General features: G+C 66.6%; 12 protein-coding genes and 1 other RNA gene. 5 read left to right on the top strand and 8 right to left on the bottom strand.

Going from position 1 to position 16,622, the window contains the following annotated elements:
* Position 1: 1 nt before the first annotated feature.
* Positions 2-997 (bottom strand): 16S rRNA (cytosine(1402)-N(4))-methyltransferase RsmH, encoded by a 996-nt coding sequence (gene rsmH, locus ACQR1D_RS20710; RefSeq protein ID WP_315802109.1) that lies wholly within the window; start codon positions 995-997, stop codon positions 2-4.
* Between the two features lie 527 nt (positions 998-1,524).
* On the opposite strand from rsmH, the gene ACQR1D_RS20705 reads away from it, so the two are divergent.
* Complete coding sequence (locus tag ACQR1D_RS20705; RefSeq protein WP_315802108.1) at positions 1,525-2,376, top strand: N-acetylmuramoyl-L-alanine amidase; 852 nt, start codon at positions 1,525-1,527, stop codon at positions 2,374-2,376.
* A 4-nt stretch (positions 2,377-2,380) separates the two neighbouring features.
* On the opposite strand, the gene ACQR1D_RS20700 is transcribed toward ACQR1D_RS20705, so the two are convergent.
* Together ACQR1D_RS20700 and ACQR1D_RS20695 are read right to left on the bottom strand one after the other, a co-directional pair.
* Positions 2,381-3,625 carry an RNA polymerase sigma factor gene (locus tag ACQR1D_RS20700; RefSeq protein WP_316217732.1) on the bottom strand — a complete coding sequence of 415 codons (1,245 nt, stop codon included), beginning with the start codon at positions 3,623-3,625 and terminating at the stop codon, positions 2,381-2,383.
* A gap of 33 nt (positions 3,626-3,658) precedes the next feature.
* Positions 3,659-4,012: a YciI family protein gene (locus ACQR1D_RS20695; RefSeq protein ID WP_315802106.1), complete on the bottom strand. Its 354-nt coding sequence runs from the start codon at positions 4,010-4,012 to the stop codon at positions 3,659-3,661.
* 140 nt (positions 4,013-4,152) lie between these two features.
* On the opposite strand from ACQR1D_RS20695, the gene rnpB reads away from it, so the two are divergent.
* Positions 4,153-4,593: RNase P RNA component class A (gene rnpB / locus ACQR1D_RS20690), an RNA gene on the top strand.
* Between the two features lie 48 nt (positions 4,594-4,641).
* On the opposite strand, the gene ACQR1D_RS20685 is transcribed toward rnpB, so the two are convergent.
* The 3 genes from ACQR1D_RS20685 to ACQR1D_RS20675 form a co-directional block, all read right to left on the bottom strand.
* A complete protein-coding gene (locus tag ACQR1D_RS20685; RefSeq protein ID WP_316217733.1) occupies positions 4,642-6,459 on the bottom strand; it encodes an ABC transporter ATP-binding protein in 1,818 nt (605 codons plus the stop codon).
* 272 nt (positions 6,460-6,731) lie between these two features.
* Positions 6,732-8,321 carry a DHA2 family efflux MFS transporter permease subunit gene (locus tag ACQR1D_RS20680; protein WP_315802104.1) on the bottom strand — a complete coding sequence of 530 codons (1,590 nt, stop codon included), beginning with the start codon at positions 8,319-8,321 and terminating at the stop codon, positions 6,732-6,734.
* Positions 8,322-8,535: 214 nt separating this feature from the next.
* Positions 8,536-9,864 (bottom strand): HlyD family efflux transporter periplasmic adaptor subunit, encoded by a 1,329-nt coding sequence (locus ACQR1D_RS20675; protein ID WP_434839315.1) that lies wholly within the window; start codon positions 9,862-9,864, stop codon positions 8,536-8,538.
* 187 nt (positions 9,865-10,051) lie between these two features.
* Here ACQR1D_RS20675 and ACQR1D_RS20670 point away from each other — a divergent pair, with 187 nt between their 5' ends.
* Positions 10,052-10,690, top strand: a complete 639-nt coding sequence (locus ACQR1D_RS20670) for a TetR/AcrR family transcriptional regulator (RefSeq protein ID WP_315802102.1) — start codon at positions 10,052-10,054, stop codon at positions 10,688-10,690.
* Positions 10,691-11,841: 1,151 nt separating this feature from the next.
* On the opposite strand, the gene nikR is transcribed toward ACQR1D_RS20670, so the two are convergent.
* The gene (gene nikR / locus ACQR1D_RS20665; protein ID WP_434839316.1) at positions 11,842-12,339 is read right to left on the bottom strand and encodes a nickel-responsive transcriptional regulator NikR; all 498 of its coding nucleotides are present in this window, start codon (positions 12,337-12,339) and stop codon (positions 11,842-11,844) included.
* A gap of 231 nt (positions 12,340-12,570) precedes the next feature.
* Between nikR and ACQR1D_RS20660 the strand changes: the two genes are divergently transcribed.
* Both ACQR1D_RS20660 and ACQR1D_RS20655 read left to right on the top strand, forming a co-directional pair.
* Entirely contained in the window at positions 12,571-14,874 is a 2,304-nt protein-coding gene (locus ACQR1D_RS20660; protein WP_434839439.1) for a TonB-dependent receptor, read from the top strand.
* Between the two features lie 528 nt (positions 14,875-15,402).
* On the top strand, positions 15,403-16,017 hold the full coding sequence (locus ACQR1D_RS20655; RefSeq protein WP_434839317.1) for a class I SAM-dependent methyltransferase: 615 nt from the start codon (positions 15,403-15,405) through the stop codon (positions 16,015-16,017).
* 128 nt (positions 16,018-16,145) lie between these two features.
* Here the strand turns inward: ACQR1D_RS20655 and ACQR1D_RS20650 are convergent, their stop codons facing one another.
* The gene (locus tag ACQR1D_RS20650; RefSeq protein ID WP_315802098.1) at positions 16,146-16,412 is read right to left on the bottom strand and encodes a hypothetical protein; all 267 of its coding nucleotides are present in this window, start codon (positions 16,410-16,412) and stop codon (positions 16,146-16,148) included.
* Positions 16,413-16,622: the final 210 nt, after the last annotated feature.

The raw sequence follows: 16,622 nt of genomic DNA, 5'->3' as shown, positions 1-16,622 counted from the left end.
GTCAGCCTCCTCGCAGGACATCGGCCAGGCGCGGCCAGGGCGAAGAAGATGCCGAAGCGTGCGCCGGCGCGGCCGTACGCTCGGCACCGCGCAGCTTGGCGGACCGCGCCCGCGGATTGGCTTCGGTCTCGGCTTCCGCGGCCACGACCGGCTTGCGGTTGAGCAGCTGGAAGCTCGGTGCCTCCTGCGCGATCTCGGGCAAATGGCGCGAGCCGCCGCCGGTTCTGCTGCGCTCGGCGAGGAACGTCTTGACGATGCGGTCCTCGAGCGAATGGAACGAGACGACCGCCAGCCGGCCGCCCGGTGCCAACACGCGCTCCGCGGCCGACAGCGCCTGTTCGAGCTCGTCCAGCTCCTCGTTGACGAGAATGCGCAACGCCTGGAACGTGCGCGTCGCCGGATGGATGTCGCCAGGCTTGGATCTCACCACGCGCGCGACGATGTCGGCAAGCTGCCGCGTCGTCGTGATCGGCTGTTCCTTGCGCGCGGCCACGATGGCCCGCGCCACGGCGCGCGAGTGCCGCTCTTCGCCAAAGATATAGATGACGTCGGCCAGAGCGCGCTCGGCAGCGTGGGCGACGACATCGGCGGCCGTCGGTCCCGTGCCGCCCATCCGCATGTCGAGCGGGCCGTCGAACCTGAACGAGAAGCCGCGCGCGGCGGAGTCGAGCTGCATCGAGGAGACGCCGACATCCATCACGACGCCGTCGACATGCGTGAGGCCTTGCGATGCACAGATGTCGGCCAATGCCGAGAAGCGGTTCTCGACCAGTTTCAGGCGATCGCCCGCTTCGGCGAGGAGACCAGCGCCGCCGGCGATTGCAGTGCTGTCGCGATCGATCCCTATGACCCGTGTTCCCGCCGTCGCCAGGATCAGGCGCGTATAGCCGCCGGCGCCAAAGGTCGCATCGACGTAGGTTCCGCCGTCGCGCGGCGCCAGCATCTCGACCGCTTCGGGGCCGAGCACCGGGACGTGTCGCTGGTCAGCCGTACTCACGCGGCCGCTCCGCGAGCGCGCCGTTGCTTCAGACTGATTTTGGTCGGCAGCGAGCCCATCGCGCCTTCGATCCTCGCGCCCCGTCAACTCGCCAAGCCATCTCTCGGGACGCTCCGTCATCCGTGGAGCCGTCACGACATCAGCAGCACGATCCGGCCACGTCGAGACCCTCGATCCGACAGCGATCGCACGGCGCCGGAGCGCCCCGGAACCGGTTTCGATCGTAATCTGCCGTGCAGGACCTTGCATCGTGGCGGCTTGCCGTCCCGAAAGCCGGCTTGGCTCTTCACCACTCAGTAACGGCGTTTAGCGTTAACAAACCGTTGACGGTCTATGGCGGATGTTAGGCACTTGGAGTGCGAAGCAGAGCCGGCGCGCCGGTCGGCGGACGTGCCGTCGCGATACAACGGTCGGCTCAATATCGAGGGCTCGCATGCGATTTCGATTGCGGCTGGGACATGTAAAAGAGTAGTGCCTGCCCATATCCGGTTTGAGCCATCGCCGCCGCCGTCCGCTTCGAGTCGTTCATGCCCAATCCCTCCGACAAGCCGGAATCGAAGCGTTCTCGTGCGCTGCCGATCCCCAAAGGCGTTGCCGACCTGCCGGTCTTTACGCCGGACTCGTCGGTCGCCTCCGACGTCATCCCGTCGGCCAATTTCGGCGAGCGCAAGGGCGGGCGCCAGCCGGACATGATCATTCTGCACTACACCGGCATGCCGGATGTCGAAGGGGCGATCACCAAGCTGTGTACCGCCGGCAGCGAGGTCTCCGCGCATTACGTCGTGCTCGAGGACGGACGCATCGTCCAGTGCGTGCCGGAGGCCTTGCGCGCATGGCACGCGGGTCTCTCGTCATGGGGCGGCGAGGAGGACATCAATTCCTGCTCGATCGGCGTCGAGATCGTCAATCGCGGCCACGATTGGGGCTATCCGGATTTCCCACCGCGGCAGATCGCGGCGGTGATCGCGCTGTGCCGGGGCATCATGCTCCGCCGCAACGTCCCGGCGCATCGCGTGCTCGGGCATTCCGACGTCGCGCCCGCGCGCAAGAAGGATCCGGGCGAGAAATTCCCGTGGCATTCGCTGGCGAATTCCGGCGTCGGCCATTGGGTGCAGCCGGCGGCGATCACCAAGGGCGAGACGCTGAAGCTCGGCAGCATCGGCGACGACGTCAAGGGCCTGCAGAAGGCGCTCGCCAAATACGGCTATGGCGTGCCGATCACCGGCAAATTCGACGGCATCACCATGGATGTGGTCACGGCGTTCCAGCGACACTTCCGCCCCGAAAAGATCGACGGCATCGCCGACCGCTCGACCTTGTGGACGCTGCATGCGCTGCTGACGAGCCTTCCGGCCGAGGATCAGGCGCCGCGCGCCTGACGCGTCAGGCCTCCGCGTCGAGCTCCCCGAGCCGGCGTGCATAGAGACGCCTGAGCGGCGCGAGCTGCGTCGCTGCGCTCGCCTCGCGATAGGCTGCGCTTGCCTCGTCGCGCCGGCCGAGCCGCCGCAGGAGGTCCGCCCGCACTGCCGGCAGCAGATCGTACTGCTTCAATCCGCCACGGGCGGCCAGCGCATCGACCAGCGCCAGCGCCCGCGCCGGGCCGTCGACCATCGAGACAGCGGCTGCATGATTGAGCTCGATCACAGGCGAAGGCGCGATCCGCAGCAGAACCTCGTAGAGGCCCACGATCTGCCGCCAGTCCGTTTCAGCGTAACTGGACGCCTGGGCATGAAGCGCGGCGATCGCCGCCTGGACCGTGTAGGACTGCGGCAGCCCCTTCATGCCCAGCGCCTGTTCGACCAGCCCCAGCCCTTCGGCGATCTGCTCGCGATTCCACAGCGAGCGGTCCTGCTCCTCCAGCAGGACGATGTCGCCCGCCGCATCGGTTCGGCCGGCGCGCCGCGCATCGTGCAGCAGCATCAACGCGAGCAGGCCCTTGATGTCGCGCGCCTCCGGCATCAAGCCAAGCAGCAGCCGACCCAGCCGGATCGCCTCGCGCGCGAGATCCTCGCGAATCAGCTCCGTGCCGGAGGTCGCGAGATAGCCCTCGGTGAACACCAGATAGATCACGGTCAGGACGCCGCGCAGCCGCTCCTCGAGCGCCTCGCGTCCCGGCACCTCGTAGGGAATGCCGGCGAGACGGATCTTCTGCTTGGCGCGGACCAGGCGCTGCGCCATCGCCTCCTCGCCGGTGACAAAAGCGCGGGCGACCTCGGCGGTGGTGAGGCCGCAGACCGTGCGCAGCGTCAGCGCGACCTGGACCTCCGGCGCGAACGACGGATGGCAGCAGATGAAGATCAGCCGCAGCATGTCGTCGTCGAGATCGGCCGGCGCGTCGGCGTCGTCGCTGGCGGCATCACGCTCGATCGCATGAACGATCTCCGCCTCCTTGTCGCGAAAATTGCTCCGCCGCCGGATGCGATCGATGGCCTTGTTGCGGGCGACATTGACCAGCCACGCCCGCGGGTTGGCGGGAGCGTCGGACCCCCGCCATTTGAGCAGCGCCGCAGCAAACGCATCCTGCAGCACGTCCTCGGCCAGATCGAAGTCACCGACGAGCCGGATCAAGGTCGCGAGTGCGCGGCCGGCCTCATCGCGGAACACCTTGTCGATCGCATCGGGCGTCATCGGTGACCTTCTCGGCAGCGAGCCGCACCGGTCTCAATGATTGTATTGCCAGACCGGCCGCACCTCGATCGAGCCGAGCCGGGCGCCGGGAATCCGCGCGGCAATCCCGATCGCCTCGTCGAGATTCTTGGCCTCGATCATGTAGTAGCCGCCGAGCTGCTCGCGGGTCTCGGCGAACGGACCGTCGGTGGTGAGGATCTTGCCGTCCCGCACCCGCACGGTGGTCGACGTCGTGGTCGGCTGCAGCCGATCGCCGCCCTTGTAGTTGCCGCTCGAGATGATGGACTGGGTGAAGGCCTGATATTCCGCCAGCATCTTCCCTTCGGCCGCCTTCTCCATCTTCGCGTATTCGACCTCGTTCAGATAGATCATCAACAGATACTGCATCGGACTTGCTCCTCATGTTCGGCTGGATCGCCGACATCCAGTCGAACGGCGCCGACATGGAACGACACGCGAAGGATAATATTTTTCGCCGGCATGGCGATGGCTTGACGTGCTGCTCGGAAAGCCCCATTCAGGCCGCATCAGTCGGCCGGACGGCCGCTCCGGCAAGCGCCGAAAGGCCGCCGGGGAGGAAAGTCCGGGCTCCATCGACATGCGGTGCCGGATAACGTCCGGCGGGGGCGACCCCAGGGACAGTGCCACAGAGAACGAACCGCTTCCTCCCGCGAGGGAGGCAAGTAAGGGTGAAAAGGTGCGGTAAGAGCGCACCGCGGGGCCGGCAACGGAACCGGCATGGTAAACCCCACCGGGAGCAAAACCGAATAGGGACGGCCACGCGGAGACAATCGCCCAGGCACTTTGTGTCAGGCGATGACGTCCGCGGGAGCGATGTCAGGCTCGCCGTCCGGGTAGGTTGCCCGAGGTCACGCGCAAGCGCGATCCCAGAGGAATGGCCGTCGCGTATCGTCATGCGCAAGTGTGGCGGTGCCCTACAGAACCCGGCTTACAGGCCGGCTGATATGTTCATGAGGGGCTCGGCGCCGACAGCGCCGGGCCCCTCACCATTTGTGTTATCCCGCCGCCGAGAGCTGGCCGAACTCGATGGCCTGCCGCTCGAACAGGCTGCGATAGAGTCCGCCAGGCTTGCCGACCAGCGCGGCGTGGCTGCCCTGCTCGACGATGCGGCCACGATCGAACACCAGGATGCGGTCGAGGCTGCGCACAGTTGCCAGCCGATGCGCGATCACGATCGCGGTCCTGCCCTTCATCAGCCGCTCCATCGCCTCCTGGATCAGCGCCTCCGATTCCGAATCCAGGCTCGAGGTCGCCTCGTCCAGGATCAGCACGCGCGCATCCGCCAGGAACGCGCGCGCCAGCGCCACCCGCTGCCGCTCGCCGCCCGACAGCTTGACGCCGCGCTCGCCGACGAGCGTACCGTAGCCCTTCGGCAGCCGCGTGATGAACTCATGCGCGTTCGCAAGCCGCGCCGCCTGCTCGATCTCCGCCTGGCTGGCGCCCGGCCGGCCATAGGCGATGTTCTCGGCCAGCGAGCGGTGGAACAGGATCGGCTCCTGCTGCACGATCGCGATCTGGCTGCGCAGCGAGTCCTGCTTCGCATGGGCGATGTCCTGCCCGTCGATCAGGATCCGGCCGCCGCTCACGTCGTACAGCCGCTGTACCAGCTTGACGAAGGTCGTCTTGCCGGAGCCGGAGCGCCCGACGAGGCCGATCCGTTCGCCCGGCCGGATGTCCACCGACAGCCGATCGTACAGCGGCGCACGATGGCCGCCATAATGGAACGTCACCGCATCAAACACGATGTGGCCGCCCGTCACGGCGATCGGCCTGGCATCGGCGGCATCGACGATGCCGATCGGCTCGCCATGGATCGCCACCAGCTCGTCCATGTCGTTGACCGCACGCTGCAAGTTGTTGATGTGCATGCCGACGTCGCGCAGATAGGCATGGATCACATAGTAGCTGGTCAGCACATAGGTGACGTCGCCCGGCGAGGCCCTGCCCGCCATCCACAGCAGGACGGCGCCGCCGATCACCGAGGAGCGCAGGCACAAGAGCACGCCGAGTTGCGTCGCAGCCGTGGTGTTGTAGCGCAGCCAGGTACGGTTGACGCGCCGGGACCAGCGGCTGACGACGCGCATCAGCCTGGAGTCCTCGCGCGCCTCGGCGCCGAACGACTTCACCACCGCATTGCAGCTCAGCGCGTCCGCCAGGGTGCCGCCGACCTTGGTGTCCCAGGCATTGGAGATGCGCGCCGCGGGCGCGATGTAGCGGGTCGAGAACGCCACCGTCATCGCGACGTACAGCACCGCGCCGACGGCGATGACCCCACCCAGCGCGCCCCAATGCAGGCCGAGCAGCACCATCGAGCCCAGCAGCACCGACAGCGACGGCAGCAGGGCCAGCAGGATGGTGTCGTTGTAGAGATCGAGCGCCCACATGCCCCTGGTGATCTTGCGCACCGTGGAGCCGGCGAAGCTGTTGGCGTGCCAGTCGGTCGAGAACCGCTGCACGCGCACGAAGGCGTCGCGCGCCACGTCGGACATGATGCGCAGGGTGAACGGCACGATCAGTTGCAGGCCCGACAATCGCAGCACGATCGAGGCGAAGCCCAGCGCGACGATGCCGGCGAACGCCACCAGCGCGGCATGTCGCGCATCGCCGTTTGCCGGGCCGAGCGTCAGCGCATCGACGAGCTTGCCGGAGAACACCGGCATGAACAGGTCGGCGGCGGTGGCGCCCAGCAGCGCGCATGCAATGCCGAGGGTCATGCGCGGCTGCTTCCGCCAGTGGCGGAACACGAACGGCATCACGACGCGGATGGCGGCGGGACGCTTGTCGGCCTTCAGGCCGGAGACGTCGACGGTCATGGCATCATCCGGCCGCGCGCGCAGCGCCAGCCGGCTCCAAATAATGCAGACGTGACGCGGCGCGCGGTCTGCGGATGAGTAATCAGGCGTTGGGAAGTTAGGCGGTGGTGCTCAAAGCGAGCGGCCGAACACCAGGACAGGCATCGAACGGGTGCACGCGATCTGCAGATGCGATGTGGTCATGCAAATCTCCCCGGTTCGAGCGACAATTCTTGTTCCATACCATCGAGGGTATGATTTGGCAACCCGCGGCGCGCGCGGGGCCGCTCACGTCAATGTGCGTCGCCGCCGCCGGCCATCGGCGAGCTCGGCTTGTTGAGCAGCATCACCATGAAGCTCAGCGCGATGTAGAAGCAGGTCAGCATGAAGAACGCATCGCCATAGCCCATCACCACGGCCTGGCGGTGCACGATCTGCGAGAGCTGCTTCATCGCCATCAGCGCCGAGTCACCCATGCCCTGCAGCTTCTGCTGCAGCATGTTGAGCGTCTCCACCGCAGTGGCGTTGCCCCAGTTGACGCGCTCGTGCAGGCGGGAGATGTGCAGGTCGGTGCGATCGTTCAGCACCTGGTTGATCACGGCAAGGCCGACGGCGCCGCCGAGATTGCGCATCAGGTTGAACAGGCCGGAGGCGTTCTTGACCCGGTCGGGCGCGAGCGTGCCGAGCGCGATGTTGTTGGTCGGCACCATCGCGAACATCATGCCGACGCCGCGCAGAACCTGCGGCAGGAACAGCTCCCAGAAATCGTAGTCGCGGGTGATGCCGGTCATCTGGTAGGAGCCGATCGCGAAGATCACGAGGCCGAACGCGATCATCAGGCGCATGTCGATCTTCAGCATCAGGCGTCCGACCACCGGCGCCATCAGGAACATGGTGACGCCGGAGACGAACATGGTCTCGCCGATCATCAGCGCGCTGTAGCCGCGGACCTCGGCGAGATAGCGCGGATAGATGTAGGTCAGGCCATAGAGGCCGATGCCGATGCAGAATTGCAGCAGGCAGCCGACCGCGAAGTTGCGGTTGCCGAACGCGAAGAGGTCGACGATCGGCTCGTCCGCCGTGAGCACCCGCCAGAAGAAGCACACCGCCGAGACCGCGCAGACCGCGGCGAAGATCGCGACCGAGGTGTCCTGCAGCCATTCATATTGCGGCCCCTCCTCCAGCACGTATTCGAGCGAGCCGAGGAAGCCGGCCATGAACAACAGGCCCCACCAGTCGAACCGGTCGAGCAGCTCGAAATGCGGCTCGTCGAAATCGACCAGCGCCAGCACGCCGATCGTGATCAGGATGCCCGGCGGGATGTTGACGAAGAACAGCCAGTGCCAGGACATCGCGTCGGTGATGTAGCCGCCGACGGTCGGGCCCACGGTGGGCGCGAGCGTGGCGACGAGGCCGATGATCGGACCGACGATGTGGAATTTGGTGCGCGGAAACACCGTGTAGGCCGAGGCGAACACGGTCGGAATCATGCCGGCGCCGAGGAAGCCCTGCAGCGCGCGCCACAGGATCATCTGCTCGATCGAGGAGGCGAAGCCGCACAGGAAGCTGGAGATGGTGAAGCCCGCCGCCGAGATCGCGAACAGCAGCCGCGTGCCGAGCGCGCGCGACAGGAAACCGGACAGCGGGATCGCGATCACCTCGGCGATCAGATAGGCGGTCTGCACCCATGACACTTCGCTGGAGCTTGCCGACAAACCCGCCTGGATCTCGGTCAGCGACGCCGACACGATCTGGATGTCCAGGATCGACATGAACATGCCGAACACCATGATCAGGAACGCGATCAGACGCCGCGGCGCGATGCGGTCGGACGGCGCCGCCGGCGCGCTCATGGTGGGGTTGGCTGTGGTGGCGGTGGCCATGGTCAGTTAGTCCGCTTGGATCGAGGACCGCGCCGCATTCCCGGTGCGCTCCCCTCCCCCTTGTGGGGAGGGGCTGGGGGAGGGGGCCCACAACGGCGGTCTCGCCCGGAGTACCCCCCTCCCCAGCCCTCCCCCACAAGGAGGGAGGGAGCTGACTTCCGATGACGCGACAGCTCGTGCCCTCGCATCAGTTCAAAATACTTTCCCTGTCCAACTACTTCCCCTGCACCGTCGCCGATGCGTCGAGGTCGGCGTCGGTGTCGGCATCCTTGGCGTCGGTGGTGTCGACGGTGACGTAGACCGACATGCCGGCGCGCAGCAGGTTCTGCCGCGCCACATCCTTCGGCACGCGGATGCGCACGGGCAGGCGCTGCACGATCTTGGTGAAGTTGCCGGTGGCGTTATCCGGCGGCAGCAGGGTGAACACCGAGCCCGAGGCCGGCGAGATGCTGTCGACCACGCCCTTGAAGCCGCGCGCGCCATAGGCGTCGACCTTGATCGTGACCGGCTGGCCCGGACGGATGCGCCGGAGCTGGGTTTCCTTGAAGTTCGCGTCGATGAAGACCTCGTCGAGCGGCACGACGTTGCCGAGCCGCTGGCCGACCGCGATGAAGTCGCCGGTGTTGACGAGGCGGTTGGAGAAGGTGCCGTCGACCGGCGCGCGCACGGTGGCGAATTCGAGATCGCGCTCGGCCTTGGCGAGCGATGTCTTGAGCTCGGCGAGCTGCGCCTGGGCCTCCACCTGCTGCGCCTTCGTCACCTCGACATTGTCGCGCGCGGCGTCGTACGCGGCACGGGCGGCGCGGACCGCCGCCATGCCCTGGTCGCGCGCGGCTTCCGACTGCTCGAAGGTCGCGTGCGAGGCAAAACCCTTGCTGCTCAGCGCCTGCTGGCGCTCATAGTCGAGCCCGGCCCGCTTCATCGCGGCTTCGGATGAGGTGAGATTGGCCTGCGCCTGCTCGGCGGCGCTCTGCTGCGCGGCGACCTGGCGGCCGATGCGCGCGATGGTCGCCTCCTGCGTGGCGATCTTGCTGCGGGCGGCGTCGACCGCGATCTTGTAGTCGCCGTCGTCGATGCGGAAGATCACGTCGCCCTTGCGAACCACGGAATTGTCCCGCGGCACGATCTCCTGGATGTGCCCGGAGACGCGCGCGCCCAGCATGGTGTTGTTGGCGCGGACGTAGGAATCGTCGGTCGAGACCATGAAGCGGCCGACCAGATAATAGTGCGTGGCATAGCCGGCGGCGGCGAGCGCGAGCAGCACGCCGATGCTGGCCAGCACCCGCTTGCGCTTGCCGGATTTCGGAGCCGCGGCGGCTACGGCCTGCGGCTTCGCGTCGGCGGGAGCGCCGGCCGGCGCGGGCCGTTCGGGCGGAGCCTCGGTGCTGACGTCGGCCTTCAGGTCGGCCGGCTTGGCATCAGCAGGCTTGCGCTGCGCCGTGTCGCTGGCCTGCGGCCGGACCGGCTCAGAACTCGTCTGTTCCGGCGCCTCATCAGCGTCCGGACGGCGCGCCCGTACAGCCTGATCTCTCGCAGCGGCCATCAGAGACTCCCACCCATGACAGCGGGGCCGCCCAGGCCCCGAAAATTCCGACCGAACCGTTCGGTCAATCCACATCTACCATTGACCGAACCGTTCGGTCAATCTATATCTTCGCTACCGCAACATATCCGCGCAGATGCTTTTGTGACGTTGGCACCGGCCAAATCTTCGGGAACAGCCTAAACCAATGATTGAGCCGGACCACACCACCACCCATGCGACGTCGGACGACGATTCCTCGAAGCGCCGGCAGATCCTCCAGGGCGCCCGCAAAGTGTTCATGGACCTGGGTTTCGACGGCGCCAGCATGGGCGAGATCGCGCGCGTCGCCGGCGTCTCCAAAGGCACCCTCTACGTCTACTTCGCCGACAAGTTCCGCCTGTTCGAGGCGATCGTCGAAGAAGAGAGCGTGCATCGAGGTGCCTCGAACTTCAGCTTCGATCCCGCCCGCGATGCCGCGACCGTGCTGTACGAGTTCGGCACCGCCTGGATCGCGGTCGTCTGCCGCCCCGGCGGCGGATCGGCGATCCGCACCGTGATGGCGATCGCCGAACGCATGCCTGAGGTGGGACGGCGCTACTATGATTGCGTCATCGAGGGCACGATCGGCCGGCTCGCCGCCTATCTGCAGGCCCGCGTCGATGCCGGGGAGCTCGCCATCGACGATTGCCACCTCGCCGCATCGCAATTCCAGCTGATGTGCCAGGCGACGCTGTTCCTGCCCTTCATCTTTCAGGGAGCCCCCGCCCCCTCGCCCGACGAGACGCACAAGGTGGTGGCGAGCGCTGTCCGCATGTTCCTCGCGACCTACAGCATCAAGAGTTGAGACGCCGCTGACCGCATCCATGCGCGCGCCGATGTCGGCACGACAGATATCGGCGCCAGACATGTCAGCCCGAGATATGTCAGCATGAGACATGCGCTCTCCTTCTCGCGGCTGGTGACGCCCGAGCTCTGCAATCGGATCACCCTCTGATCGATCGGAGGGTGCAGGGAAGGCCGGGCGCTGGCCGCGCCCGTGGCCCGCCTGCGGAAAAAAATGCAGGCGGCAGGTACCACAGGTTCAGCCGAGATCACCCGGCCCTCCCTGCGCGATGGGCTTACGATTTATACGTACTCTCCCCGGTGTCCGGGCTTGTAGCCACCGTCATCAGCGCGATGCTCACGCATCGTCGCCAACTTGACGCCAGCATCGGGGCGCCAGGACCATACGACTTCACCGTCCTGTCGGTCGCGTTCGTCCGCTCGCGATTCCAGCGCGCTGCGCGCCGACAGGCCACCGCTCCCCGCCTCCAACGCTCGTGACGACCGCGAAACGTCCCTCTTCGATCGAGGCGGGATGGAGGGAGACAACCATGAAATTCGGAAAAATGGAAGCAGAATATTTTTGAGTGTGGGACTGGACAGGGCAAATCAGCTTGATGTGGTTGAAGAAATCAGTATCCACGCGCACGCCGTTTCTGGAGTTCGCGAACGTAGCTCCAGCGTCATTGCGAGCGAAGCGACGCAATCCAGGGCGTCACGCGCGACTCTGGATTGCTTCGTCGCTTCGCTCCTCGCAATGACGATGGAGCGGGCGCCACGCCACACACGCGCCGTCATCGCCCCGCCTTGACCGGGCGATCCAGCACGCCGAGGCGGACGTGATGGGGCCGATAGGCCGCGGCTTACTGCATCCCCGCCTGCGCGGCCATGACGGCGGAGGGTGCGGAGGGCCGTCCGCTCCAAACTCCGCGTCGTCCCGGGTTGCCCGCGCTGCCACCAAATAAACAGTGTCATCCCGGGCAAGGCCGCCAACGTGGCAGCGTTGGCGGACGCCGACCCGGGATCCATACGCCGTGGCGGATGTGGCTAGGCGGGATGGAGCGGCCATCGTTCCTCGAACTCCCCCTTGTGGTTATGGATCCCGTTGGGACTGGCGGTGTTGGCACCGACGCCCAGGTGTTCTGATCGCCAGGAAACTCGCTGAACCCGCTCCTACTTCTTCCCGCTCTTCGTCGCTTGGGAATGCGAATGACTGTGGCTGCTGCTGTGGCTGTGCGAATGGCTGTGCGCGTGTCCATGATCATGCGCCGCCTCGATCGGCATCATCGCGACGTGGCCGTGGCGGACGCCGCGTTCGGCGATGACGTGGTCGGCGAAGGCCTTGACCTCGCGGCGCTCGCCCTTGAGCACGGTGACCTCGAGGCAGCTCTCCTGGTCGATGTGGACGTGCAGGGTCGCCTGGGCGAGGCCGGAATGGTCATGCGCCTCCTGGGTCAGCCGCTTCGGCAGCTCGCGCGCGGCATGGTCGTAGACGTAGCTGAGGGTCGCGATGCAGGAACGGCCGTCACTGGCGCCGGTATCGGCGGTTTCGAGGCCGCTGCGCAGCAGATCGCGAAACGCTTCCGAGCGGTTGTCGTAGCCGCGCCGGGCCATGAAGGCGTCGACCTCGGCGAGCAGGTCGTCGTCGATCGTGATCGTCAGGCGCTGCATGTCCCGTCTCCCTGAGCTGCGCGGCAAGCGCCTATCCACCGCATGAGTATGATGTATTCACGTTGACATCATACCGGTGTCACCTTAGCGTTCTTTAACATTCGACAGTGGGGCGATCCAAGCGAGCATGTCGCGGGCCATCGAAGGCGCGCGGCAGTTGATGATGCATGCCCTGTGGCGAGTTCTAGGGGCGTGACGATGCGGTGGTGTGGGGCGAGTGTTGGCGTGCTGATGGCGGCCTTGGCGCATCAGGCACAGGCACATCCGGAACGGCCCCCCGCAGAGCTGCCGACAGTCGATGTGGATGCGCCCAAACGGACCGCCAAGCCCAAGCCGCAGGCGCGACGCACGGCACAGCGGCCGGTTTCGGATGCACTACGCCCGCGCATCGGAGCGACGCCGGCCGCGACAGCCGCGGCAGCGACGCCCCCATCCGGCACGCCCAGTGCCGGCTCCGGTGCGCCGCACCCGCAGGGCATGGCGAGCGAGGTCGTCATATCAGGCGAGGAGATCAACGCCCGCCCAGCCACGCGGCCCGGCGAGGTGCTCGAAGCCGTGCCCGGCCTGATCGTCACGCAGCACTCCGGCGAAGGCAAAGCCAACCAGTATTTTCTGCGCGGCTATAATCTCGATCACGGCACCGATCTCGCGTTGTTCGTCGATGACGTGCCGGTGAACATGCGCACCCATGCGCATGGCCAGGGCTATGCCGATCTCAACTGGCTGATGCCGGAGACGATCGGCCGGGTCGACGTCCGAAAGGGCCCCTACTTCGCCGACGAAGGCGATTTCGCCTCGGTCGGCAGCGTCCATATCGGCCTGGTGGACAGCGTGCCGAAGGCGATCGCACAGATGACGGCCGGCAGCTTCGGCTATCGCCGCTTCTTCGGCATGGACTCGGTGCATGTCGGCGACGGCCATCTGCTGATCGCCGGCGAGGCCGGCCGCTATGACGGTCCCTGGACCACGCCCGACGACGCCAAGAAGCTGAACAGCCTGGTGCGCTACTCGCAGGGCACGGCGACTGACGGCTTCTCGATCACCGGCATGGCCTATGCGAACCGCTGGACCTCGACCGACCAGGTGCCGGAGCGCGCCATCACCTCGGGAACACTCGGGCGCTACGATTCCGAAGACCCGACCGACGGCGGCAAGACCAACCGCTTCGCGCTGTCGGGCCGCATCGCCGGCACCGACGAGGCCGGCTCCTGGAAGGCCAACGCCTATGCGGTGAAGAGCCAGCTCGATCTCTACAACAACTTCACCTACGCGCTCAGCAACCCGACCTACGGCGACCAGTTTCACCAGCATGACGACCGGCTGATGCTCGGCGCCAACGCATCGCGCACCTTGAACGGCAGCTTTGCCGGCCGGCCAATGGAGACGACGTTCGGCGTCCAGACGCGCTACGATGACATCGCGCTGGCGTTGACCAACACCCGCCAGCGGGTGCTGCTCTCCGACATCGATCCCTTGAGCACCGGCGTCGTTCGCGCCGACAAGGTCGGCGAAGGCAGCGTCGGGCTGTATGTCGAAAACACGGTGCGCTGGACCGACTGGCTGCGCACCACGGTCGGCTATCGCGGCGACTATTATCAGACCCACGTGTATTCGCTGACCAATGGCAACAACACCGGCGATGCCGCAGCCAGCCTCGGCAGCCCGAAGTTCCGCATGGTGATCGGGCCGTTCGACAAGACCGAGTTCTTCCTTGGCGCCGGCTACGGCATGCACAGCAACGACGCCCGTGGCGCGACCACGACCGAGGATCCCGCCGATCCGACCAACAAGCTCGCCTCCTCGCCGCTGCTGGTACGCACCAAGGGCGCCGAGGTCGGCGTGCGTACGCGCATCATTCCGGGACTCGATTCGTCGCTGAGCGTGTTCATGCTCAACCAGGATTCCGAGATCCTGTTCTCCGGCGACGCCGGCGACACCGAGGCGAGCCGGCCGAGCCGGCGCTACGGCTTCGAGCTCACCAACCACTATCGCCCGGCATCTTGGATCGACATCGACGCCGATCTGGCGATGACCCACGCCCGCTTCGTCGGTGACAATGCCGACCAGGCGGCGGTCTACGCCTCGCTCGCCGGCTACCCGCAGGCCCAGCTCGGCAATGCGCCGGGCAACTACATCCCCAATGCGCCGTCGATGATCGCCTCCGCCGGCATCACGCTCGGCGAGAAGACCGGCTGGTTCGGGTCCTTGCGCTGGCGCTATCTCGGCGCGACGCCGCTGACCGAGGACAACTATTTCCGCTCGACCGCGACCAGCGTGTTCAACGGCCGCATCGGCTTCCGCGACGCCAATGGCTGGCGCATCCAGCTCGACGTGCTGAACCTGCTCAACACCAGGGCCAACCAGATCTCCTACGGCTACGGCTCGCTGCTGCCGACCGACCAGCTGTACCAGGCGTGCTACGGCAACGCGCCGACAGGGGTGCCGGCCCAGGTCTGCCAGACCGGCGTCATGGACCGCGTCCTGCACCCGATCGAGCCGCTGACGTTCCGGGTGACGGTGGCGGGGACGTTTTGAGGCCGACCGCTATCGCCGCAACAGCGGTCGACTCCCCTCCCCTTGCGGGCAGGGCGATCGCACATGGTGAAAGAGGCCGGGCGCGCAGTCTTTCCGCGACCATCCTTCGAGACGCCCGCCTTCGGCGGGCTCCTCAGGATGAGGGCCTTTCTCCGCCGCAAAGCTGTTGATCCTCATGGTGAGGAGCGTCGCTCTTGCGACGCGTCTCGAACCATGAGGCCATGAAAGGTCCGCCCGGGAAAACCATATGCGATCGCCCTGCCGCAAGCGGGGAGAGGTCGGATTGCATCCGTCAGATGCAATCCGGGTGAGGGGGGTACAGGTCTATCCACCTGCGCTTCCCGTGCGTCTGCCCCTCACCCCAACCCTCTCCCCGTAAAGAACGGGGAGAGGGAGCCCACCGTCCTCGCCGCAAGAGCCTGCGTTACATCTCAGACCGCTCGGATTTCTTCGTGCAGCATTCGCAGCCTGCGACGATATTGCGAACTCATGATAGGATGAGCCTCCTCTGCACCAAACGGCCATACCATGCCCGACCGCGCCAGCCATTGGCAGAACGTCTACACCACCAAGTCCGAGACCGAGGTGAGTTGGTACCAGGACGATCCGGCGACGTCGCTGCGGATGATCCGCGAGGCCGGTGCGACGGCGGCGTCGCGGATCATCGATATCGGCGGCGGCGCCTCGCGGCTGGTCGATGCGCTGCTCGCGGCCGGCTACGGCGCGCTCGCCGTGCTCGACATCTCCGACGCGGCACTGGCGACGGCGCGCGGCCGGCTCGGCGCCGCGGCGGCCGGGGTGACGTGGATCGCGTCCGACGTCACCACCTGGACGCCGGACGCGCGCTACGACGTCTGGCACGATCGGGCCGCCTTCCATTTTCTCACCGCACCTGAAGACCGCGCCGCCTATGTCGACCGCCTGCGCGCGGCGGTGGTGCCCGGCGGGGCCGTCATCATCGGCACGTTCGCGCCCGATGGTCCGGAGAAGTGCAGCGGGCTGCCGATCGTGCGCTACGACGCCCACAGCCTGGCCGCAACGCTGGGTCCTGCCTTCACGCTCGAGAACAGTTGCACCGAGGCGCATCGCACGCCGTGGGGCACGACGCAGCAGTTCCATTTCTGCCGCTTCCGCGCCGGTTAGAGCATGATCCGGAAAAGTGGAAACCGGTTTTCCCTCGCGACAAACGCCGAAGGCGTTTGCGCGGAGATCATGCTCAAACAAGGAGATGAGATCATGATGCGATTCCGTGGAATCGCATCATGATCCAGTCAGCAGCACAGAGGCGGGCCATCCGACACGACGGGAATCTCGATGTCCTTGTCCTCGCTGCGCGCGGCATCGTCCGCGCCGCCAGCGGCGGTCGCCGGCTCCGGCGGCACACGCCAGGGGATCGGCTTCGGCGGCATCCGCTCCAGGCGCTGCGCATCGGCGACGGCGCGGCGTGCGGTCTTCAGCGAGCGGCAGACCAGCACAGCCTGCTCGGCGGTGCCGACCTCGAAGCCCGCCCCAATCGCCTTGATGCGATACGATGCCATCTCCGCCTCTCCCAATCCGGCAGCAACCAGAACCCCGCGCGCCTTGTTCCTGGCGACTGTGGCAGGTCTAGTGTCGGCCAATGGCGGACGGCAAAACTGGTCAACGGACTCCTAATGCGCAGCGCGCGACATCGGCATTTCCGTTTCGGGGCGGGACAGAGCGCCTTCAGGCGCGGCTGACGGCGAAAGAAATCCACAGCCGCGCACAGC

The sequence above is a fragment of the Bradyrhizobium sp. HKCCYLRH2047 genome (assembly GCF_051168175.1).
GTDB lineage: Bacteria > Pseudomonadota > Alphaproteobacteria > Rhizobiales > Xanthobacteraceae > Bradyrhizobium.
Note: the sequence above shows the minus strand (reverse complement) of the source record. Positions and strands in the feature narration are given on the sequence as shown.